This window comes from Fulvimonas yonginensis (assembly GCF_037137055.1).
GTDB lineage: Bacteria > Pseudomonadota > Gammaproteobacteria > Xanthomonadales > Rhodanobacteraceae > Frateuria_A > Frateuria_A yonginensis.
Genome location: NZ_JBBBNY010000003.1, coordinates 58,157 through 77,045, shown reverse-complemented (window position 1 = coordinate 77,045; position 18,889 = coordinate 58,157). Strand labels below are relative to the sequence as shown.

Genomic DNA, 18,889 nt, shown 5'->3' with positions numbered 1-18,889 from the left:
GTCAACTTTTCAAATCGAGCGGCAGGACACGCCGTCCTTGCGACCGACATGGCAGCCTGCTCCGCGCAGGGGGAGGCTGCCGCCATGTCGCGGCGTTCATTCGGGAGGGAGCGAACGCATGTCGCATCAACGTCACGTGGTCCGTCCGGGCCGCGCAGGGTCCATGGTGTCGCGCACGGGCGCGACGGTACTCGCTCTTGGGCTGGCCTTGCCGGCGTGGGCCCAGCAATCGCCGCCGGGGGATACCGGGAAGGGCAGGAAGGTCACCGAGCTGGAAAGCGTGCAGGTGATCGGCTCGCGCGCCAAGGACCGGACCGCCGCCGAGGCGGTCGCGCCGGTCGACGTGATCAGCGCCGAGCAGTTGCAGAACGCCGGCGTGGTCGAGGTGGGCCAGGCGCTGCAGATGCTCGAGCCCAGCTTCAACTTCTCGCGCACCTTCGTGAGCGACGGCACCGACATCATCCGTCCCGCCACGCTGCGTGGCCTCGGCCCGGACCAGGTGCTCGTGCTGGTCAACGGCAAGCGGCGGCACCAGCAGGCGCTGGTGAACGTGCAGCAGACCATCGGCCGCGGCTCGGCCGGCACCGACATCAACGCCATCCCGATCTCCGCCATCGAACGCATCGAAGTGCTGCGCGACGGCGCCGCGGCCCAGTACGGCTCCGATGCGATCTCCGGTGTGATCAACATCGTGCTGAAGAAGCAGACCGGCCACACCGACGTGTCGCTGGAAGGTGGCCAGACCTACAAGGGCGACGGCCTGATGCGCCAGGGCAGCGTCAACACCGGCCTCAAGCTGGGTGGCGACGGCTACCTCGACCTCACCCTGGAATGGCGCAAGCGCGACGCCACCAACCGCGCCGGCCTGGATACCCTGCGCGTGGATCCACCCCGGGTGACCCAGCGGTTGGGCGACGCCGATGCCAAGGACGCCTACTTCTGGCTCAACGGCGGCTTGCCGGTCGGTGGCGGCGAGCTGTACTGGTTCGGCGGCGTGTCCAAGCGTGACGGCAGCTCCTATGGCTTCTTCCGCCCGGCGGGCGACAACCGCACCGTGCCGGCACTCTATCCCGACGGCTTCCTGCCGAACATCGTGACGACCGTGAAGGACGCCTCGCTGGCGGTGGGCTTCCGCCGGCCGCTCGGCGACTGGGAGATGGACGTATCGCTCAATCGCGGCCGCAACCACTTCGGCTTCCACGAGGCCGATTCGGTCAACGTGAGCTGGTGGTACGAACCGGCGCCCGGCGGCGGCATCTACGCGCAGTCGCCCACCGAGGCGGACACCGGCAAGCTCAAGCTGACCGAGACGACCTTCAACCTGGATTTCCGCGGTCCGGTCGACTGGGGCGTCGGCGCCAATCCGCTGGACCTCGCCAGCGGTGTCGAGTGGCGCAAGGACGAGTATGCGATCACCCCCGGTGACCCGGTTTCCTATACCTACGGCCGCAGCAACGATCGCAGCATTCCGATCTACGGCCAGACCGGCGCCATCGCGCAGCCGGGCATGCAGGGCTTCCCGGGCTTCTCGCCCACCGAGGCGGTGAACGACGGCCGGCACGACTGGGCGTTCTACCTGGATGCCGAGTCGCAGTTCACCGAGCGCTGGTTGCTCGGCGCCGCGGCCCGCTACGAGAAATACTCGGATTTCGGCGACACCACGACCGGCAAGCTCTCGGCCCGCTTCGACGCCACCGACAGCTTCGCGATCCGCGGCACGCTGGCCACCGGCTTCCGCGCGCCGGGCGTGCAGCAGCTGTTCTACAGCCAGCGCTCGACGAACCTCGATCCCAGCGGCGTGCTGGTCGACACCCTGACCGCCCGCCAGGACAGCCCGGTGACGCGCGCCTTCGGCATCCAGCCGCTGAAGCAGGAGACTTCCCGCAGCGGCACGCTGGGCATCGTCTACAAGCCGATGGGCGACTTCACGTTGACCGCCGACGTGTACCGCATCGACATCGACAACCGCATCATCTTCTCCAGCAACATCGTGCCGGAGACGGTGGGCACCGACGGGCAGCCCTGTGCGCCGGGCAACGGGAATTGCCCCATCCGCGCGATCCTCGATCCGTTGGGCGTGGGCCAGGTGCTGTTCTTCACCAACGCGATCGACACCCGTACCGAGGGGGCCGACGTGGTGGCGCAGAAGGGGTGCGCGTTGGGCGGCGGCAGTCTGGATCTCACCGCGTTGCTCAGCTACAACCGTACCGAGGTCACCAAGCGCAAGTCGCAGTCGGCCATCCTGCCGCCGGAGAAGCTGTTCGACGACACCCAGGTCACCCTCGTCGAGCAAGGCCAGCCCCGCGTGCACCATATCCTGCAGGGGGTGTATCGCACCGGCGCATGGGACTTCACCCTGCGCGGCAACTACTTCGGCCCGGTCAGCGGCGAGGGCTTCACGCCGGGCATCAAGCAGACCTGGGGCGGCAAGTGGCTGGCCGACGTGGCGCTTGGCTACCGGTTCTCGGAAGCGGCCAGGCTGACGGTGGGCGCGGACAACGTGTTCGACACCTACCCGGACAAATGGAACCCGCAGACCGGCGCCCCGTTCCCGCAACTGGGCTTCACCTATGGATGGGAGACGATGCCGTTCGGCATGAACGGCGGGTTCTACTACGCGCGGCTGGATCTGCGCTTCTAGCCCAGGCGTGACCGTGGGAGCGAGCTTGCCCGGGAAGGCTCTTGCCCTCGAACGGAGCAAAGGCTTCGCGAGCGAGCTCGCTCCCGCAGGGCGATAATTTGCCGCCGAGGGTGCGCTAGAGTGACGGGCCATCCCCCGGAGCCGATTGCCGCCGCATGATCGAAGCCGACCGACTCACCCGCTGCTATGGCCGCCTGATCGCGGTCGACGCGCTGTCGATCCGTGCCGAGCCGGGCCAGGTGCTGGGGCTGCTCGGCCCCAACGGCGCCGGCAAGTCCACCGCGATGCGCATGATCGCCGGCTTCCTGGCGCCGACCTCCGGCACGGCGCGGGTCTGCGGCCACGACGTGCAGCGCGAGCCGTTGAAGGCCAAGCGCGCGCTGGGCTACCTGCCGGAGGGCGCCCCGAGCTACGGCGAGATGACCGTGCGCGAGTTCCTCGTCTTCATCGCGCGGGTGCGTGCGCTGCCCGCGGACGTGGGCAGGCGCCGCTTCGACGAGGTGGTCGCGCGGCTGCAGCTGGAGGACGTGCTCGAGCAGTGCATCGACACGCTGTCGAAGGGCCTGCGCCGGCGGGTGGGCCTGGCCCAGGCGATCCTGCACGATCCGCCGGTGCTGATGCTGGACGAACCGACCGACGGCCTGGACCCGAACCAGAAGCACGCCGTCCGCCGGCTGATCGACGCGATGGCACGCGAGCGCACCATCCTGATCTCCACCCACCTGCTGGAAGAGGTGCATGCGCTGTGCAACCGCGTGGTGATCATCGCGCAGGGCAAGCTGCTGGCCGATGCCACCCCGGCCGAGCTGGAGGCCCGTTCGCGCTACCACGGCGCGGTCTCCTTCAGCGCGCCCGGCAGCGGCATCTCGCAGGAGATGCTCGGCCGCCTGCCGCAGGTGGCCGCGATCGAGGTGGACCCGCTGGACGGGCGCATCACCGTGTTCCCCCGTCCGGGCGCGCGCATCCTCGAGCCGGTGGAGAACCTGCTGCGCCAGCAGGGGCTGGAGGTCTCGGAGATCCAGCTCGAGCGCGGACGGCTGGACGAGGTCTTTCGCCAGATCACGACGGGGGAGGGCGCGTGAGGACGGGGCACGGGCAACGGGCAACGGGGACCATGGGGCCCCGCAGAGCCCTTGCAGACCCGCGTGCCGCGCTCGGCCACGCCGGTGCAGGGCACCGGCCTCCCGGCACGGGCCTGCCCGCTCCCCGTTCCCCATTCCCGGTTCCCGGCACCTCACAGGAAGCCCGCTCTTGAGTCCCGTCGCCGCCGTCATGCGCCGCGAGCTGCGCAGCTATTTCGTCACCCCGGTGGCGTACGTGTTCCTGGTGATCTTCCTGGTGCTGGCCGGGCTGCTCACCTTCTACGTGGGCGATTTCTACGAGCGCGGGCTGGCCGACCTGCAGCCGTTCTTCGTGATGCACCCGTGGCTGTACCTGATCCTGGCGCCGGCGTTGTCGATGCGCATGTGGGCCGAGGAGGCCAAGGCCGGCACGCTGGAGCTGCTGCTCACGCTGCCGGTGACGCTGGTGCAGGCGATGCTGGGCAAGTTCCTCGCCGCCTGGCTGTTCCTGGGGCTGGCGCTGGCCTTGACCTTCCCGATCTGGATCACGGTCAACTACCTGGGCGACCCCGACAACGGGGTGATCTTCGCCGGCTACCTCGGCAGCTGGCTGATGGCCGGCGGCTTCCTGGCGATCGGCGCCTGCCTTTCCACGCTCACCCGCAGCCAGGTGGTGGCCTTCATCCTCACCGCGCTGGTCTGCGTGCTGCTGATCCTGGTCGGCCAGCCGCAGGTGCTGGATTTCTTTCAGGGCGCGCTGCCGCGCAAGCTGGTCAACGGCGTGGCCCACCTGTCGATCCTGCGCCATTTCGAGGCGATCGCCCGCGGCGTGCTCGACGTGCGCGACCTGCTGTACTTCCTGTTCACCATCCTCGCCTGGCTCACCGCCGGCGTGCTGGTGCTCGACCTGAAACGGAGCCGCTGAGCATGCGCCGCCCGCACCTCAGCCGCCGTACCCTGCTGGCCGCCGCGCTGGTCGCGCTGATCCTGGCCTTCGTCGGCCTGACCCTGGCCAGCAGCCGCTGGCTGCGCGCCGCGCGTATCGACCTGACCGCGGACCGGCTCTACACGCTCACCACCGGCACGCAGCAGATCATCGACGACGTGCACCGACCGCTGAAGCTGACCCTGTATTTCTCCGAGCATGCCACCCGGGACCTGCCGCAACTGCGCAGCTACGAGCAGCGCGTACGCGAGATGCTGCAGGAGATGGTGGCCCGCTCGCGCGGACGCATCCGCCTGCAGGTGATCGATCCGGTGCCGTATTCGGACGACGAGGCCAGCGCCGAAGGTGGCGGCCTCACGCCGATCAACGGCGGCAGCAACGGCGAGCGGGTGTTCTTCGGCCTGGTCGGCACCACGTTGCCGGGGGGCGAAGGCGAGGGCGGCGAACGCAGCCTGTCGATCCCGTTCTTCGACCCCGCACGCGAGACCTTCCTCGAATACGACATCGCCAAGCTGCTCTACGAACTGGACCGTTCGAGCAAGCCGCACGTCGGCCTGATCAGCCCCCTGCCGCTGGCCGGCAACCCGGCGATCGGCGAGGCGCCCTGGGCGGTCATGCAGCAGCTCGAGCAGCTGTTCGAAGTGAAGACCCTGGACGCCGACAGCCTCACCCGCGTCGGCGACGACATCAAGGTGCTGCTGCTGGTGCATCCCAAGCGGCTGCCGGAGGCGGCGCTGTATGCGATCGACCAGTACGTGCTGCGCGGCGGCCACCTGGTCGTGTTCGTCGATCCCGACGCCGAGCTCGACACCACTCCTTACGTCGACAGCAACGGTGTCACCGACGACCACAACTCCAACCTGCCGCGCCTGTTCGCCGCCTGGGGCGTGGTGTTCGATCCACGCTCGGTCGTGCTCGACCGTTCACGCGCGCTGCAGATCGAGCTGGCCGGCAGCAACCTCAACCACCCGGCGATGCTGGGCCTGGGTCCGCAGGAGCTCAACCACAGCGACGTGGTGACCGCCAGCCTGCAGCGCATCAACGTATCCACCGCAGGCAGCTTCGACCTGGCGCCCGATGCGCACACGCGCCTGCTGCCGCTGATGCAGAGCAGCGCCGAGGCCGAGAAGGTGCCCACCCAGCGCGTGGTGGAGGCCGCCAGCGATCCGACCACGCTGCTGCAGGGCTACCAGCCGGACAACCAGCACTACGTGATCGCCGCGCGCCTGCACGGCACCCTCACCAGTGCCTTCCCGCAGCGCGCCGGCACGCCGGGGCACCTGGCGCATTCCCAACCCGACGCCGAAGTGGTGCTGGTGGCCGATACCGATCTGCTCAGCGACCGCCTGTGGGTCGAGTCGCAGAGCTTCCTGGGCCAGCCCATGCTCTCGGTGTTCGCCAACAACGGCGACTTCGTCACCAACCTGGTCGACAACCTCAGCGGGTCGTCGGCGCTGCTGTCGATCCGCGGCCGTTCGGCCTCGCAGCGTCCCTTCACCCGTGTGCGCGCGCTGCAGGCGGCGGCGGACCAGAAGTTCCTGCTGAAGAAGCAGGAACTCGAACGCGAGCTGGCCGAGACCCGCCAGCGCCTGGATGAACTCCAGCCCGGCAAGGGCGGGCGCCCGGGGTCGAGCAGCGCGCAGCAGAAGAGCGAGATCGAGCAGTTCCAGCAGCGCCGCCTCGCGATCAACAAGGAACTGCGCGACGTGCAGCACCAGCTCAACGCGGAAATCGACGCATTGGGGCTGCGGTTGAAGGTGATCAACATCGTGCTGGTGCCGGCGCTGGTGACGCTGGTCGGACTGCTCTACGGCTGGCGTCGCGTGCGCCGGAGCCGCTCCCGCCTCTGAAGCCCCGGTCGCCGGCCGTGCGGTCGCCGGGGCGGCAATCTGCCGCAAGCGCCCCGGTGCCCCGGCGTGAGGTCTATCCTTGCAGGCTGGTGGATGTGCGGGCCGCTGATGGCGCTGTTGCTCAAATGGATCGTGCCGTGGGAGTTCTCGTGGGTGTTCCTCGCGAGCTTCCTGCTGGCTGCCGTGCTGTACTGGCGTGGCTCGCGTGCGCTGGGCATGAGCTTCGGCCGGCGCCTGTCGTTCTGGGTGGGCATGGCGATGATCTACCTGTCGCTGCACACCTACCTGGATTACTACGCGGAGCACGAGTTCTTCATGCACCGCATCCAGCAGGTGCTGCTGCACCACCTGGCGCCGCTGCTGATCGTCGCCTCGTATCCGGGCGCTGCGCTGCGCGCCGGTCTGCCGCTGCGGTGGCGGGCGCGATGGTTGCGCCCGGCGCGGCGGTCGGCGCCGTGGCGGGCGGCGAGTGCGGTGCTGTTCAATCCCGCGCTGGCGACCTTCCTGTTCATCGCCTTCATCCTGGTCTGGCTGATCCCGTCGATGCAGACGCTGGCGATGCTGGACTGGCGCATCTACCGGTTCATGAACTGGACCATGCTCGCCAGCGGCTTCATCTACTGGGCGCTGGTGCTGGACCACCGGCCGCGGCCGCCGGGGCGGATGACGCCGGGGCTGCGCGTGCTCTCGCCCGCGATCACCATGACGCCGCAGATCCTGGCGGGCGCGATCGTGACCTTCGCCAAGACCGACCTCTATCCGATCTTCGAGATCTGCGGTCGCGCGTTCACCTTCAACGTGCTGACCGGACAGCTGATCGGTGGCGTGATCATGTGGGTGCCGGCGGCGATGATCGAGTCGATCGGCGGGCTGCTGGCGATGCGCCAGTGGCTGTCGCTGTCGCGGCGCGGACGGATCCGGCGCGAACACCGCGTGCAACGGCCGCGCAGCGGCACCGCCCTCCGCCGCGCGCAAGGCTGACGACCGACTCGCCATGCAGCAGCGAGCTTGCTCGCGATGCCTTTGGCCTTGCTCGCGATGCCTTTGGCCCGGGCTAGCGTACAGAGCAAGGGCACTGTGTACATCCGCCACGCAGCGCCCCGCCCTCCGGCCGCAAGGTTGACGGCCGGCGATCCTGCAGGAGCGAGCTTGTCCGCGATGCGCTTCGAGCGGACTTGCGTTCAGAGCAAGGGCGTCGCGAGCAAGCTCGCTCCCACATAGCGAGTGGGGCTCAGAGCGCGTTGGCCGGCTTGGCGACGAAGTCGGTGGCGAGCGTGCTGCCGTCGGCGAAATGGAGCGCGATGCGCACGGTGTCTCCGGGCTGCACCGGCTTGGACGCCTCCATCAGCATCAGGTGGTAGCCACCTGGCGCCAGCGCGACCTGGCCGTGCGGCGGTATGTCCAGGTGCCCGACCATGCGCATGCGGCCCATGCCGGTCTCGGTCGAGCTCTGGTGCAGCATCACGCTGGCGTAGGCGGCGCTGCTGGCGCCATCGAGCACGGCCGGCTGGTCGCCGTCGTTGCGCAGCGTGACGTAGCCGCCCGCCGGCAGGCTGCCGGGCAGCACGCGGATCCAGGCGCCGCTCGCGCGTACATGGTCGGCCTGGGCTGCCATCGCGCTGCCGGCGGGCAGCAGGCCGCAGAGCAGCAGGCCGAGGGTCAGGGGGCGAAAGCTCATGGTCGGTTTCCGGTGGCAAGCAGCAGGTAGAGGTCGTGGACGAGGTCGCCCTGCGAGGCCGCAGGCGTGGCGAGCAGGCGCGCGTGCCCCTGGCGATCGAACAGATAGATGGCCGAGCTGTGGCTCACCTCGTACTGGCCGTCGACCTTGTCGGGCTCGCGGGTGAACGCCGAGCGGTAACGCTTGCTCAGCGCCTCGATCGCGCCCGGCGGGCCGGTCAGGCCCACGGCACGCTTGTCGAAGGCGTTGACGTAGGCGTGCATGACGGCGGGCGTGTCACGCGCCGGGTCGACGCTCACGAACAGGATGCGCGCGTCGTCCGCCTTCTCGCCCACGCGCTGCAACACCGCGTGCAGCCGCGCCAGGGTGAGTGGGCAGACATCCGGACAGTGCGTGTAGCCGAAGTAGAGCAGCACGACCTTGCCGCGGTAGTCCTCGGCGGTGACCGCCTTGCCGTTGTCGTCGGTGAGCTGGAAGGCGAGGTCGGGCATGTGCCCGCTCACGTTGGTCAGGCGCCAGGGCAGGTCGTCGGCGCGATGGCAGGCCGCCAGCAGCAGGGCGGCCGCCAGCAGCAGGACGAGGCGGGCCGGCCGCCAGGGCTTCATGCAAGAATCGTCGCGATGCATCGCACCAGCATACGCCACCCGGCGCGGCGGGCGCGGTCGAGGAGGAGCCTGTGCGACAACCTGTCCCTGCCACGAGCCGTCCGAACGCCTGGCTGGTGGGCGCCGCCGGCGCCAGCGCCGTGTTGCTGGGCGCGTTCGGCGCGCACGCCCTGCGCGATGTGCTGGACCCGGCCGCCGCGGGGCTCTGGCACACCGCCTCGCAGTACCACTTCTGGCATGCACTGGCGCTGGTCGCGACCTGCCTGGCGCCACCGTCGCGCGCGCGTCGCACGGCGCAATGGGCCTTTGCCGCGGGCATCGTGCTGTTCAGCGGTAGCCTCTACGCGCTGGCGTTGGGCGCGCCGCGCTGGTGCGGTGCGATCACGCCGCTGGGCGGGCTCGCCTTCATCGTCGGATGGGTGGTGCTCGGCCTGGCGCTCGGCCGGGGCAGGGCGGCGTCATAGGGCTGTCACGGCGCGGCGCGATGCTGCATGCATGCGCCACGCTCCGCTCCCTTCGCTTCGCTCGCGCCGGCTTGCCCGGTGGATCTGGCCGGCGGCTGCGTTGCTGGCGGTGGTGGCGATCGGCTTGGCGCCCGTCACGGCCCAGCGGCCGGCGACGCAATGGATGCGCTGGACCGGCGCCGGCCAGGACTGGCTGCTGGTGGCCGACCGCCAGCACGACCGCATCAGCATCTACGACGCCCGCGACGGCCGGCCGCTGGGACGGCTGGACCGCGCCTCGGGCCTGGCCGACGTCGATCGCCTGGTGCTCGAAGGCCGTTGGCTGGTGGTGCTCGGCGACGAAGGACCGAGGGTCGTCCGCCTGCCCGGACTGAAAGCCGAACCGCTGCGCTGACGGCGCCGGGCGGCTGCCGGGGAACGACTGCATATGCCGCATCGTGGCGAGCCAGGCGGCCGCCCCCATCGATGCCGACACCAGGCCAACCGGCTCGCCATTCCCCGCGGTGGCGGCACCATCACGATCGCGCGTCGTCCGCCTCGTCGTCGGCCACGGGGCGTGGCGTTCCGGGCCTGAGCCGTCCGGACTTGCGCAGCGCCTCGCGCAGCACGTACTCGATCTGGGCGTTGACGCTGCGCAGCTCGTCGTCGGCCCAGCGTTGCATCGCTTCGAGTACGGCTGCGCTGATGCGCAGCGGATAGGCCTTCTTGTCCGCCATCGACTCAGCGGCGCCTCCGCCGCCGCGAAGCCGCGATGGCAACGATCAGGACCACGACGAAGGCGGCAGCGTAGATGGGCATCGTGGTCTCCTCAGCCGTACAGGGTGCCGGTGTTGACCACCGCCTGCGTGCCGCGCTCGCCGCACAGCACCACCAGCAGGTTGCTCACCATCGCGGCCTTGCGCTCCTCGTCCAGTTCCACCACGCCGCGGCGGCTGAGCTGGTCCAGCGCCATTTCCACCATGCTCACCGCGCCTTCGACGATGCGGGTGCGCGCGGCGATGATCGCGCCCGCCTGCTGGCGCTGCAGCATGGCCTGGGCGATCTCCTGGGCGTAGGCGAGATGGCTGATGCGTGCCTCGATCACCTGCACGCCGGCACGCTCCAGCCGCGCCTGGATCTCGTCGCGCAGGTGGTTGTTGATCACCTCGCCGTGGCTGCGCAGCGAAGGCTGGCCGTCCTCGTGCGCGTCGTACGGATAGCTCTGTGCCATCTGCCGCAGCGCCGATTCGCTCTGGATGTGCACGAAGTTCTCGTAGTCGTCCACGCAGAACACGGCCTCGGCCGTATCCACCACTTGCCAGACCACCACGGCGGCGATCTCGATCGGGTTGCCGTCGCTGTCGTTGACCTTCAGCCGGCCGCTCTCGAAGTTGCGCACGCGCAGCGAAAGCCGGCGCTTGCTGTAGAAGGGGTTGGTCCAGCGCAGGCCCTCGTCGCGCACGCTGCCGGCGTATTTGCCGAACAGCTGCGTCACCTGCGCTTCGTTCGGCGCGACCTGGAAGAAGCCCTTGAGCAGGAAGCCGGTGAGCATCAGCACCAGCGCCCCCGGGATCACGTGCACGGCCGGTTGCGGGCCGTCGGCGCTTGCCAGCAGCGTGAGCCCGGCGGCGGCCAGCAGCAGGCAGAACCCGACGAAGGGGATGCCGGCGAGCGAGAAAGCCTTGCGTTCGTTCATGACACTACCTCCCTGAAGTGCGGGAAAGTAGATATCAAATCGATATCATCATGCAAGTGCCGTCAGTGCCCCGGGCCGGCGCCTCCGCCGCTGCCGTTGCCGCCGCCGGCACCGCCGGCGCTGCCGCCCGGGTTGCCGCCGCCGCCGACCGGCGTGCCCAGGTCCGGCCCGGGCATCGCCTGGCTGATGTGCAGGTTGCCGAACAGCCGCATGGTGGCGGCGAAGTGCCAGGGATCGCCGTCGCCGGTGGCGAGTGCCAGGTGGGTGCTGTCGAAGTGCTTCAGTGCGGCGTCGAAGCTCTGCCAGCGGCCGTCCACCCAGGCCTGCACCCACTCGTGCGGGACGAAGGTGCGCATCACGCCGGCGAAGCGGTCGGCATAGACCATGCCGCTGACCACCCGCGCGGGAATCCCCTGCGAGCGCGCCATCGCGGCCAGCAGCACCGCGTACTCGGTGCAGTCGCCCTCGCGGCTGCGGACCACCTCCAGCGCGGAGGCGTAGCCCACGTCCAGGCCGTGCGCGGTGATGTAGTTGCTGACGAACGCGCGCAGCCGCCGCATGCGCTGCAGGTCGTCGCGCGCATTGCCGACCGCCTGGGCGGCCAGGCGGCGGATCGCCGGCGAGTCCGATTGCAGCCAGGCGTTGGGCTCGCTGTCGGCCGGTTGCGGTGGTGCCTGCCGGCCGGCATGGGCGCCCCCCACGTCGACCATCCAGTCGTCGCCGCCGAGCGGGGCGACCTGCTGCTCGTCGGTGGTCACGAACGGCTGGCCGATGTTGCCGCTGATGTGGACGCGGTAGCGCATCGGCACGGTGCGCAGGTAGGGAGGCAGCAGGCGTGGCGAATCCACCGTGGCGGCACGCAGCATGTCCACCGGCTGGTTGGGCGCCAACGCGCAGGCACGGTCGCAGGCGAGCATCTCCAGCGGCTGCCCCAGCAGGTACATCAGCCCCTTGCGCGCGATGCCCCGGTCGTCGACCCACAGGTCCAGGTCCTGGCGCCCGTGCGCCAGCGCCAGCGTCTGGCGCTGATGGCTGAGCCGCATCGCGCCGCCGGGCAGCGCGACCGTCTCGTCGCCCAGGATCTCCACGCGCACGTCGACCACCTGCTGGCTGGACGGATCGAACTCGCGCAGGTGGTAGACGTCGCCGGGCCGGCGGCCTGCGGCGACGATCGCCTTGCGCTGCCCTTCGGCGAGCAGGGCATCGCCCGGCCAGTCCATCAGTGCGACGCGGCTATCGCCGCCGACGGTGGTGACGACGCGGTAGCGCCCGGTGTCGTCCACCTGCGCTTCCACCGTGCTGTCCATCGACGACATGTGCGTGCGCGCGGCGAAGCCCAGCGGCTCGCCGTCGGGGCCCTCCAGGCTGCGGCTCATGGTGCCCAGGTGCATGGGCTTGCCCGAGCGGCTGAGGTCCAGCGCGAGTGTCTGCGTGGTGACGACGACACCGCCGTCGTGCTGGCGCTCGACCTCGACGTGCCCGACCTTGCGGCCGCCGAGCAGCACGGTCATCCAATCGGTCTGCGGCGTAGCGGTGCCGTGCGCGACAGGTGCGATGCCCAGCAGCAGTAGGGGCATCAGGAGCAACAGGACGCGGCGCATGGTCAGCCTCGGGGACGGATGACGAGCCCAGTGGAACCGTTCGCGAAGGCCGCGTCAATGCGCAGCGCAGCGTAGCCCTACAATGCGCCCTTTGCCACGGAGCCGCCACCGATGAAGCCGTTCGCCACACCCTTGTCCGATCGTGCGCTGCGCGTGATGCTGCTGGGCTCCGGCGAGCTGGGCAAGGAAGTGGCGATCGAGCTGCAGCGCTTCGCCGTCGAGGTGGTCGCGGTGGACCGCTACGCCGGCGCACCGGCCATGCAGGTGGCGCATCGCAGCCACGTGATCGACATGCTCGACGGCGCTGCGCTGCGCTCGCTGATCGCACGCGAGCGGCCGGACCTGGTGGTGCCGGAGATCGAGGCGATCCACACGCCCACGCTGGTCGAGCTGGAGCAGGAGGGCCTGCGCGTGATTCCGACCGCGCGGGCCGCCTGGCTGACCATGGACCGCGAGGGCATCCGCCGCCTGGCCGCCGAGGAACTGCGCCTGCCGACCTCGCCCTACCGCTTCTGCGACACCGAGGCGGAGTACCGCGCCGCCGCCGCGGCGGTCGGCTACCCGTTCGTGGTCAAGCCGGTGATGAGTTCCTCGGGCAAGGGCCAGAGCACCGTACGCGATGCTTCCGAACTCGCGCAGGCGTGGACCTACGCGCAATCGGGCGGGCGCGCCGGGCAGGGGCGGGTCATCGTCGAGGGTTTTGTCGACTTCGACTACGAGATCACTTTGCTCACCGTGCGCCACCGCGACGGCACCAGCTTCTGCCTGCCGATCGGCCATCGCCAGGAGCGCGGCGATTACCGCGAATCCTGGCAGCCGCAGCCGATGGGCGAGGCGGCACTGGCCGAGGCGCAGCGCCAGGCCGCCGCGATCACCGCGGCGCTCGGCGGCTGGGGCGTATTCGGCGTGGAGTTCTTCGTCAAGGGCGACGCGGTGATCTTCTCCGAGGTCAGCCCGCGCCCGCACGACACCGGGCTGGTCACGCTGGTGTCGCAGGAGCTTTCCGAGTTCGCGCTGCACGCGCGCGCCATCCTGGGCCTGCCGATTCCGGCGATCCGCCAGCTCGGGCCGTCCGCCTCCTGCGCGGTGCTGGTCGAGGGCGAAGGGCGTGCGCCGCGCTACCACGGCGTGGCCGAGGCGCTGGCCGAGCCGGACACGCAACTGCGCATCTTCGGCAAGCCCGAGGTGAAGGGACGCCGGCGCATGGCGGTGACGCTGGCGCGGGACGCCACGGTCGAGGCCGCGCGTGCCAAGGCGGTGCGCGCCGCCGGCCACCTCGAGGTCGAGCTCTAGCCTCTACCAGGCGTCGCGGGTCCATCGGCTGCGTCGTTGGGCTAGGCTTGCCACTCCACATCCGGGGGGCGGTCGATGGCATCGGAAGGCTTCTCGCACTGGCTGATCGTGCTGGTCCAGACGCTCACGGCGCTGTTCATGCTGGCGCTGGTGCTGGCGGCCGTGATGGTGGTGGCCGTGTGGATCGGCGACCGCTACCAGACCGGCAATGCAGTGCTGCGCAACTTCCCGGTCATCGGGCACTTCCGCTACGGCTTCCTGCGACTGGGCGAGTTCTTCCGGCAGTATCTGTTCGCCAGCGACCGCGAGGAGCTGCCGTTCAACCGGGCGCAGCGCGTGTGGGTGTACCGCGCGGCCAAGAACGCCGACACCACGGTCGGCTTCGGCAGCACCCGCGACCTGTCCGCCGAGGGCGTGCCGTTCTTCGTCAACGCGCCGTTCCCTGCGCTGGACGGCCAGCACGCGCCGCCCAGGCCGGTGCGGATCGGGCCGTACGCGCGCGAGCCCTACGACCACACGGCGTTCTTCAACATCTCGGCGATGAGTTTCGGGGCGCTGTCGGCGCCGGCGGTGCGCGCGCTGTCCCATGGTGCGGCCAAGGCCGGGATCTGGCTCGATACGGGTGAGGGCGGACTGGCGCCGTACCACCTGGAAGGCGGCTGCGACCTGGTGTTCGAGATCGGCACCGCCAAGTACGGGGTGCGCACCAGCGATGGCCGGCTGGACGACGACCGGCTGCGCGCGATCTGCGCGCACGCGCAGGTGAAGATGGTCAGCATCAAGCTGGGACAGGGCGCCAAGCCCGGCATGGGCGGCCTGCTGCCGGGCGCCAAGGTCACGCCCGAGATCGCCGGTATCCGCGGCATTCCGGTCGGCGAGGACTCGCAGAGCCCCAACCGCCACCTGGACATCGCCAACGTGCCGCAACTGCTCGACGCCATCGCGCACGTGCGCGAGGTCGGCGGCAAGCCCACCGGCTTCAAGGCGGTGCTCGGCAACGCGGACTGGATCGGCGACCTCTGCGACGAGGTATGGCGGCGCGGCATCGAGAGCGCGCCGGACTTCATCATCGTCGACGGCTCCGAGGGCGGCACCGGCGCGGCGCCCCAGACGCTGATGGAAGGCATGGGCCTGCCACTGCACGAGGCGCTGCCGGCGCTGGTCGACACGCTGATCGCCAAGGGTCTGCGCGAGCGCATCAAGGTGATCTGCTCGGGCAAGTGCATCACCGCCTACGATGTGGCCTGGGCCCTTTCGATGGGCGCCGACTTCGTCAATTCGGCGCGAGGATTCATGCTGGCGCTGGGCTGCATCCAGTCGCTGCAATGCAACCGCAACACCTGCCCGACCGGCATCACCACGCAGAACCCCAGGCTGCAGCGTGGCCTGGTGGTGACCGACAAGGCCGAGAAGGTCTACCACTACGCGCGCAACCTGATGCACGAGGTCGGCATCATCGCGCACAGCTGCGGCGTGGAGGACCCGCGCCAGCTCGATCGCACGCACTGCCGGGTGGTGGGCGACGACGGCCTGTCGGTGCCGCTGGTCAGGCTCTTTCCCTATCCGCAACCGGGTTCGGCGCGGCCGCGCGGAGGCGAGGCGTGAGCGCGGCGGACCGCCATCTGGATCTCGGTTGCGGCAAGTTCCCCCGCAACCCCTACGGGCGTGGGGAACTGCACGGCATCGACGTGCGTCCGCCGCCGCCAGGGGCGGCGTTCGAGCATCACGTGGCGAACCTGGCGGTGGAGCCCATTCCCTACCCCGACGCGAATTTCGCGTCGGTGTCCGCCTATGACTTCATCGAACACGTGCCGCGCGTGCTGCCCACGCCGGACGGGCACGGCACGGTGTTCCCGTTCGTGCGCCTGATGCAGGAAATCTGGCGAGTACTGCTCCCGGACGGTCGCCTTTATGCGCTGACGCCGGCCTACCCGAACCCGGAAGCGTTCGTCGATCCCACCCACGTCAACATCGTCACCGAACGCACCCACGAGTACTTCTGCGGCGAGCATCCGCCGGGGCGCATGTACGGGTTCAGCGGCCGCTTCGAGGTGGTGCGTGCCGAGTGGGCGCACATCCATGACGCCTACAGCGCGGTCGCCGGCTCGGCCGAGAACCGCCGCCCGCCCGGCACCCTGAAAAGGCTCGCCCGCCGGCTGCGCACGGTCTCGCGGCAGCTGCGCGGCAAGGACACCGCCGGCTACGGGCGCAAGGTGTACTTCCTGTGGGAGCTGCGCGCGGTCAAGTGAGTCCGCGGCGGCTACGGCATCGGCACCCAGCCCTCGCGGGTGCGGATCTGCAGGGGGCGGAAACGGCGCTTGTAATCCATCTTCGCGTGGCCGTCGATCCAGAAGCCCAGGTACAGCCACGGCAGGCCGCGGCGGCGGGCCAGCTGCACCTGCTGCAGGATGGCGTAGGTGCCGAGGCTGCGCGCGCTTTCGTCCGGGTCGAAGAAGGTGTACACGGCCGACAGGCCGTTGAGGCAGACGTCGGTCACGGCCACCGCCAGCAGCCGTGTGCCGAGGCGGAACTCCAGGAACAGGGTCGGGCTCCAGGGCGCCGTGAGGAAGCGGCGGAAGTCGCTGGCATCGGCCTCGTCCATGCCGCCGCCGCTGTGGCGGGTGCGCAGGTAGCGCTCGTACAGGGCGTGGCGCTCGGCGTTGTAGCCGGCCATGCACTCGACCACGCTGATGTCCGCGTTGCGCTTGAGGCACCGCCGTTGAGCCCGGTCCGGCACGAAGCCCTCCACGTCGATGCGGCAGGGCGTGCAGGCCCGGCATTGCGGGCAGTTGGGGTAGTACAGGTGGCCGCCGGCACGGCGGAAGCCGCGCTCCAGCGCGGGGCCGTAGAGCTGGTCCAGCCGCGGCGCGGCCGGATCGATCACCAGGTTCTGCGCCGTGCGCTCGGCGTAGTAGCCACAGGCATGCGGCAGGGTCTGGAACAGGCGGACGCGTTCGGAGCGCATGGGCTCGATTCTATGACCGGCCCTGCGTCGGGTTGCAAATTTTCCGAGAAGGCCGCCTTGATCCTGGTCAGGCCGGCCGGCTAGATCTTGCCCATGTAGCGCAGCATCAGCACCACGAAGGCGGCCGCCAGCGCCAGCAGCACGATGCGGCGTACGCGCGTGGCGACGCTGGCGCGGCGCATCTCCGGGGTGGGGTTGCGCGCCATGGCGAGCTCCTCGCCGTGGCGCACCATCGGTTCGATGCCCAGCCCGCGCAGCAGGGCGCGGGCCTGGGTGTAGTCGTCCGCCCGGTTGACCCACACCTGCGGCCAGCTTTCGCGGTTCTCGCTGCGTTGCGAGTAGCTGAAGCGCTGGTAGCTGGGCCGGTTCCAGTTCGAACGCCCGGTCACGGTGCTCTCGATGCCGTGTTCGGCGAGCAGGGCGACCACGCGGTCGATGTTTTCCTGGCGGGGCGAGGTGTAGAGCGGACGCATGGAGGGAGTTTAGCCCCCCGCGCGGTTCCGTAGGAGCTCGCGTGCCGGTGCCGACGGGCACGGTGCCCGATCGCGGGACATCACCCGCCGCGCAGGCGGATCAGGCCTTCCTGCGCCGTGGAGGCGACGAGCTGCCCGTCGCGGCGGAAGATCTGCCCGCGCGCCAGCCCGCGTCCGCCTTGCGCAGTGGGGCTGTCGAACGAGTACAGCAGCCACTCGTCTACGCGGAAGGGCCGATGGAACCACAACGCATGGTCGAGGCTGGCCATCTGCACGTTGTGGGTGAGGTAGGAGATGCCGTGCGGCAGCGTGGCCGTGCCGATCAGGTGGAAGTCCGAGGCGTAGGCCAGCATCGCGCGGTGCAGCACCGGCGAATCGCCGATCGGGGCCGTCAGCCGGAACCAGATGTGCTGGATGGGCGGGCGCTTGGTCGGGTGCAGTTCGTCGCGCGGCCACACCTGGCGGAATTCGAACGGGCCGTCGATGCCCAGCCAGCGCTGCAGCTTCACCGGCAGCTTGGCCAGCTCGTCGGGCGGCAGGTGCCGCATGGGTTCGACGTCTTCGGGCGCCGGCACCTCCGGCATGGCGACCTGGTGCTCGAAGCCCTTTTCCGGTTCCTGGAAGGAAATCGCGCCGTTGAGGATCGGCTGGCCGTGCTGGATCGCCACCACCCGGCGCGCGGAGAAGCTGCCGCCGTCGCGCGCGCGCTCGACCGAATAGACGATCGGCGCGTCGATGTCGCCGGCGCGCAGGAAGTAGGCATGCAGCGAGTGCGCTTCGCGCTTGGGATCCACGGTCTGCTGTGCCGCCGACAGCGCCTGCCCCAGCACCTGCCCGCCGAACACGAAGCGCGTGCCGATGTCCCGGCTCTGGCCGCGGAACAGGTTGTCCTCCAGCCGCTCGAGCTGCAGCAGCTCGACCAGTTCGTTGACGTGTTCTTCCCGCATCGGTGGTCCGTGGCGCAAGGGGGAGCGCGGATTATAGGCGCCTTTGCGCCCCCGCCCCTGGGGAGAGGGCTGAGGTGTGCCTGCGTTCGCGCGAGGGCGGGTCAGGCCCTGACGCGCTCCAACCCGCATGCGGGAACGATCGCGTCCCAGGGAAACAGCGGGCCGGGATCGAGCTTGCGTGGCACCAGGACGCCGGGGTCGTCGCTCGCCGGCACCCGCGCGGTGTCCAGGTCCTCGTGACCGGCGATGGCGCGCAGGTTGGGGAACTCCCGCCGCAGCTGCGCGAGCAGGGCGAGCAGCGCCTCGATCTGCGCCGGCGGATACGCTTCGCTCATGGTCTGGTTGCCGGCCGCGAACCAGTCGGGATAGCGCCCGCGGTTGACCAGCTCGATGCCGATCGAGTCCGCGTTGCGTCCGCGCACGTGGTGCGCGATGCGGGTGCCGGGCACGTAGCGCAGCACGCGGCCGTCGCGGTCGATGTAGTAGTGCCCGCTGTTGCCGGCGCCGCTGTCGTACAGCGCCTTCTCGCCGTACTCCCGCGCGGTGGCGAGGTCCGGCAGTTCGGTGCAGTGGATCACCACCAGCGTCACCGATGCCGCGGGCCGTTCCGGCAGGCGTTCGACGTAGGGAAGCGGCTGGTCGATGATCGCGGGCATGAAAGGAAGTCTCGCACGGCACCGGCTATCATGC

20 protein-coding genes are annotated in these 18,889 nt (G+C 70.0%); 10 read left to right on the top strand and 10 right to left on the bottom strand.

Going from position 1 to position 18,889, the window contains the following annotated elements:
• The first annotated feature begins 118 nt into the window (after positions 1-118).
• The 5 genes from WAT24_RS06120 to WAT24_RS06100 all read left to right on the top strand — a co-directional run bounded on the left by WAT24_RS06120 (position 119) and on the right by WAT24_RS06100 (position 7,479).
• Positions 119-2,641: a TonB-dependent receptor plug domain-containing protein gene (locus WAT24_RS06120; RefSeq protein WP_336806948.1), complete on the top strand. Its 2,523-nt coding sequence runs from the start codon at positions 119-121 to the stop codon at positions 2,639-2,641.
• A gap of 155 nt (positions 2,642-2,796) precedes the next feature.
• Positions 2,797-3,723: an ABC transporter ATP-binding protein gene (locus WAT24_RS06115; protein ID WP_336806947.1), complete on the top strand. Its 927-nt coding sequence runs from the start codon at positions 2,797-2,799 to the stop codon at positions 3,721-3,723.
• A gap of 169 nt (positions 3,724-3,892) precedes the next feature.
• Positions 3,893-4,627, top strand: coding sequence for an ABC transporter permease subunit (locus WAT24_RS06110; RefSeq protein WP_336806946.1), 735 nt, complete (start codon positions 3,893-3,895; stop codon positions 4,625-4,627).
• Between the two features lie 2 nt (positions 4,628-4,629).
• A complete protein-coding gene (locus WAT24_RS06105) occupies positions 4,630-6,498 on the top strand; it encodes a Gldg family protein (protein ID WP_336806945.1) in 1,869 nt (622 codons plus the stop codon).
• A gap of 105 nt (positions 6,499-6,603) precedes the next feature.
• Positions 6,604-7,479 (top strand): cytochrome c oxidase assembly protein, encoded by an 876-nt coding sequence (locus WAT24_RS06100; protein WP_336807232.1) that lies wholly within the window; start codon positions 6,604-6,606, stop codon positions 7,477-7,479.
• Between the two features lie 250 nt (positions 7,480-7,729).
• Here WAT24_RS06100 and WAT24_RS06095 read toward each other — a convergent pair whose 3' ends face one another.
• Together WAT24_RS06095 and WAT24_RS06090 are read right to left on the bottom strand one after the other, a co-directional pair.
• Positions 7,730-8,176, bottom strand: a complete 447-nt coding sequence (locus WAT24_RS06095; protein WP_336806944.1) for a copper chaperone PCu(A)C — start codon at positions 8,174-8,176, stop codon at positions 7,730-7,732.
• On the bottom strand, positions 8,173-8,781 hold the full coding sequence (locus tag WAT24_RS06090) for an SCO family protein (RefSeq protein WP_336806943.1): 609 nt from the start codon (positions 8,779-8,781) through the stop codon (positions 8,173-8,175). Before WAT24_RS06090 ends, WAT24_RS06095 begins: the two co-directional genes overlap by 4 nt.
• Before the next feature lie 71 nt (positions 8,782-8,852).
• Between WAT24_RS06090 and WAT24_RS06085 the strand changes: the two genes are divergently transcribed.
• Together WAT24_RS06085 and WAT24_RS06080 are read left to right on the top strand one after the other, a co-directional pair.
• A complete protein-coding gene (locus WAT24_RS06085) occupies positions 8,853-9,245 on the top strand; it encodes a DUF423 domain-containing protein (protein WP_336806942.1) in 393 nt (130 codons plus the stop codon).
• A gap of 31 nt (positions 9,246-9,276) precedes the next feature.
• Entirely contained in the window at positions 9,277-9,639 is a 363-nt protein-coding gene (locus tag WAT24_RS06080; RefSeq protein ID WP_336806941.1) for a hypothetical protein, read from the top strand.
• A 121-nt stretch (positions 9,640-9,760) separates the two neighbouring features.
• Here the strand turns inward: WAT24_RS06080 and WAT24_RS06075 are convergent, their stop codons facing one another.
• The 4 genes from WAT24_RS06075 to WAT24_RS06065 form a co-directional block, all read right to left on the bottom strand.
• Positions 9,761-9,961 (bottom strand): type II toxin-antitoxin system antitoxin, encoded by a 201-nt coding sequence (locus WAT24_RS06075; protein WP_336806940.1) that lies wholly within the window; start codon positions 9,959-9,961, stop codon positions 9,761-9,763.
• 4 nt (positions 9,962-9,965) lie between these two features.
• Positions 9,966-10,043 carry a hypothetical protein gene (locus WAT24_RS16510; protein WP_425605271.1) on the bottom strand — a complete coding sequence of 26 codons (78 nt, stop codon included), beginning with the start codon at positions 10,041-10,043 and terminating at the stop codon, positions 9,966-9,968.
• A gap of 10 nt (positions 10,044-10,053) precedes the next feature.
• On the bottom strand, positions 10,054-10,920 hold the full coding sequence (locus WAT24_RS06070) for an SPFH domain-containing protein (RefSeq protein ID WP_336806939.1): 867 nt from the start codon (positions 10,918-10,920) through the stop codon (positions 10,054-10,056).
• Between the two features lie 62 nt (positions 10,921-10,982).
• Positions 10,983-12,521, bottom strand: a complete 1,539-nt coding sequence (locus tag WAT24_RS06065; protein ID WP_336806938.1) for a transglutaminase domain-containing protein — start codon at positions 12,519-12,521, stop codon at positions 10,983-10,985.
• A gap of 111 nt (positions 12,522-12,632) precedes the next feature.
• Between WAT24_RS06065 and purT the strand changes: the two genes are divergently transcribed.
• The 3 genes from purT (at position 12,633) to WAT24_RS06050 (ending at position 16,063) form a co-directional block, all read left to right on the top strand.
• On the top strand, positions 12,633-13,814 hold the full coding sequence (purT, locus tag WAT24_RS06060) for a formate-dependent phosphoribosylglycinamide formyltransferase (protein ID WP_336806937.1): 1,182 nt from the start codon (positions 12,633-12,635) through the stop codon (positions 13,812-13,814).
• A gap of 75 nt (positions 13,815-13,889) precedes the next feature.
• Positions 13,890-15,419: an FMN-binding glutamate synthase family protein gene (locus tag WAT24_RS06055; RefSeq protein WP_336806936.1), complete on the top strand. Its 1,530-nt coding sequence runs from the start codon at positions 13,890-13,892 to the stop codon at positions 15,417-15,419.
• Positions 15,416-16,063 (top strand): hypothetical protein, encoded by a 648-nt coding sequence (locus tag WAT24_RS06050; protein ID WP_336806935.1) that lies wholly within the window; start codon positions 15,416-15,418, stop codon positions 16,061-16,063. Before WAT24_RS06055 ends, WAT24_RS06050 begins: the two co-directional genes overlap by 4 nt.
• Before the next feature lie 11 nt (positions 16,064-16,074).
• Here the strand turns inward: WAT24_RS06050 and WAT24_RS06045 are convergent, their stop codons facing one another.
• The 4 genes from WAT24_RS06045 to WAT24_RS06030 form a co-directional block, all read right to left on the bottom strand.
• Entirely contained in the window at positions 16,075-16,779 is a 705-nt protein-coding gene (locus WAT24_RS06045; protein ID WP_336806934.1) for an arginyltransferase, read from the bottom strand.
• Positions 16,780-16,859: 80 nt separating this feature from the next.
• The gene (locus tag WAT24_RS06040; protein WP_336806933.1) at positions 16,860-17,252 is read right to left on the bottom strand and encodes a hypothetical protein; all 393 of its coding nucleotides are present in this window, start codon (positions 17,250-17,252) and stop codon (positions 16,860-16,862) included.
• An 80-nt stretch (positions 17,253-17,332) separates the two neighbouring features.
• Complete coding sequence (tesB, locus tag WAT24_RS06035) at positions 17,333-18,199, bottom strand: acyl-CoA thioesterase II (RefSeq protein ID WP_336806932.1); 867 nt, start codon at positions 18,197-18,199, stop codon at positions 17,333-17,335.
• Positions 18,200-18,300: 101 nt separating this feature from the next.
• Complete coding sequence (locus WAT24_RS06030; protein ID WP_336806931.1) at positions 18,301-18,855, bottom strand: N-acetylmuramoyl-L-alanine amidase; 555 nt, start codon at positions 18,853-18,855, stop codon at positions 18,301-18,303.
• Between the last annotated feature and the right edge of the window lie 34 nt (positions 18,856-18,889).

Bases quoted from the DNA above. Each gene is read 5' to 3' on its own strand.
- WAT24_RS06120 (WP_336806948.1), top strand. From the start codon at position 119: ATGTCGCATCAACGTCACGTGGTCCGTCCGGGCCGCGCAGGGTCCATG.
- WAT24_RS06115 (WP_336806947.1), top strand. From the start codon at position 2,797: ATGATCGAAGCCGACCGACTCACCCGCTGCTATGGCCGCCTGATCGCG.
- WAT24_RS06105 (WP_336806945.1), top strand. From the start codon at position 4,630: ATGCGCCGCCCGCACCTCAGCCGCCGTACCCTGCTGGCCGCCGCGCTG.
- WAT24_RS06095 (WP_336806944.1), bottom strand. From the start codon at position 8,176: ATGAGCTTTCGCCCCCTGACCCTCGGCCTGCTGCTCTGCGGCCTGCTG.
- WAT24_RS06090 (WP_336806943.1), bottom strand. From the start codon at position 8,781: ATGAAGCCCTGGCGGCCGGCCCGCCTCGTCCTGCTGCTGGCGGCCGCC.
- WAT24_RS06080 (WP_336806941.1), top strand. From the start codon at position 9,277: ATGCGCCACGCTCCGCTCCCTTCGCTTCGCTCGCGCCGGCTTGCCCGG.
- WAT24_RS06075 (WP_336806940.1), bottom strand. From the start codon at position 9,961: ATGGCGGACAAGAAGGCCTATCCGCTGCGCATCAGCGCAGCCGTACTC.
- WAT24_RS16510 (WP_425605271.1), bottom strand. From the start codon at position 10,043: ATGCCCATCTACGCTGCCGCCTTCGTCGTGGTCCTGATCGTTGCCATC.
- WAT24_RS06070 (WP_336806939.1), bottom strand. From the start codon at position 10,920: ATGAACGAACGCAAGGCTTTCTCGCTCGCCGGCATCCCCTTCGTCGGG.
- WAT24_RS06065 (WP_336806938.1), bottom strand. From the start codon at position 12,521: ATGCGCCGCGTCCTGTTGCTCCTGATGCCCCTACTGCTGCTGGGCATC.
- purT (WP_336806937.1), top strand. From the start codon at position 12,633: ATGAAGCCGTTCGCCACACCCTTGTCCGATCGTGCGCTGCGCGTGATG.
- WAT24_RS06055 (WP_336806936.1), top strand. From the start codon at position 13,890: ATGGCATCGGAAGGCTTCTCGCACTGGCTGATCGTGCTGGTCCAGACG.
- WAT24_RS06045 (WP_336806934.1), bottom strand. From the start codon at position 16,779: ATGCGCTCCGAACGCGTCCGCCTGTTCCAGACCCTGCCGCATGCCTGT.
- WAT24_RS06040 (WP_336806933.1), bottom strand. From the start codon at position 17,252: ATGCGTCCGCTCTACACCTCGCCCCGCCAGGAAAACATCGACCGCGTG.
- tesB (WP_336806932.1), bottom strand. From the start codon at position 18,199: ATGCGGGAAGAACACGTCAACGAACTGGTCGAGCTGCTGCAGCTCGAG.
- WAT24_RS06030 (WP_336806931.1), bottom strand. From the start codon at position 18,855: ATGCCCGCGATCATCGACCAGCCGCTTCCCTACGTCGAACGCCTGCCG.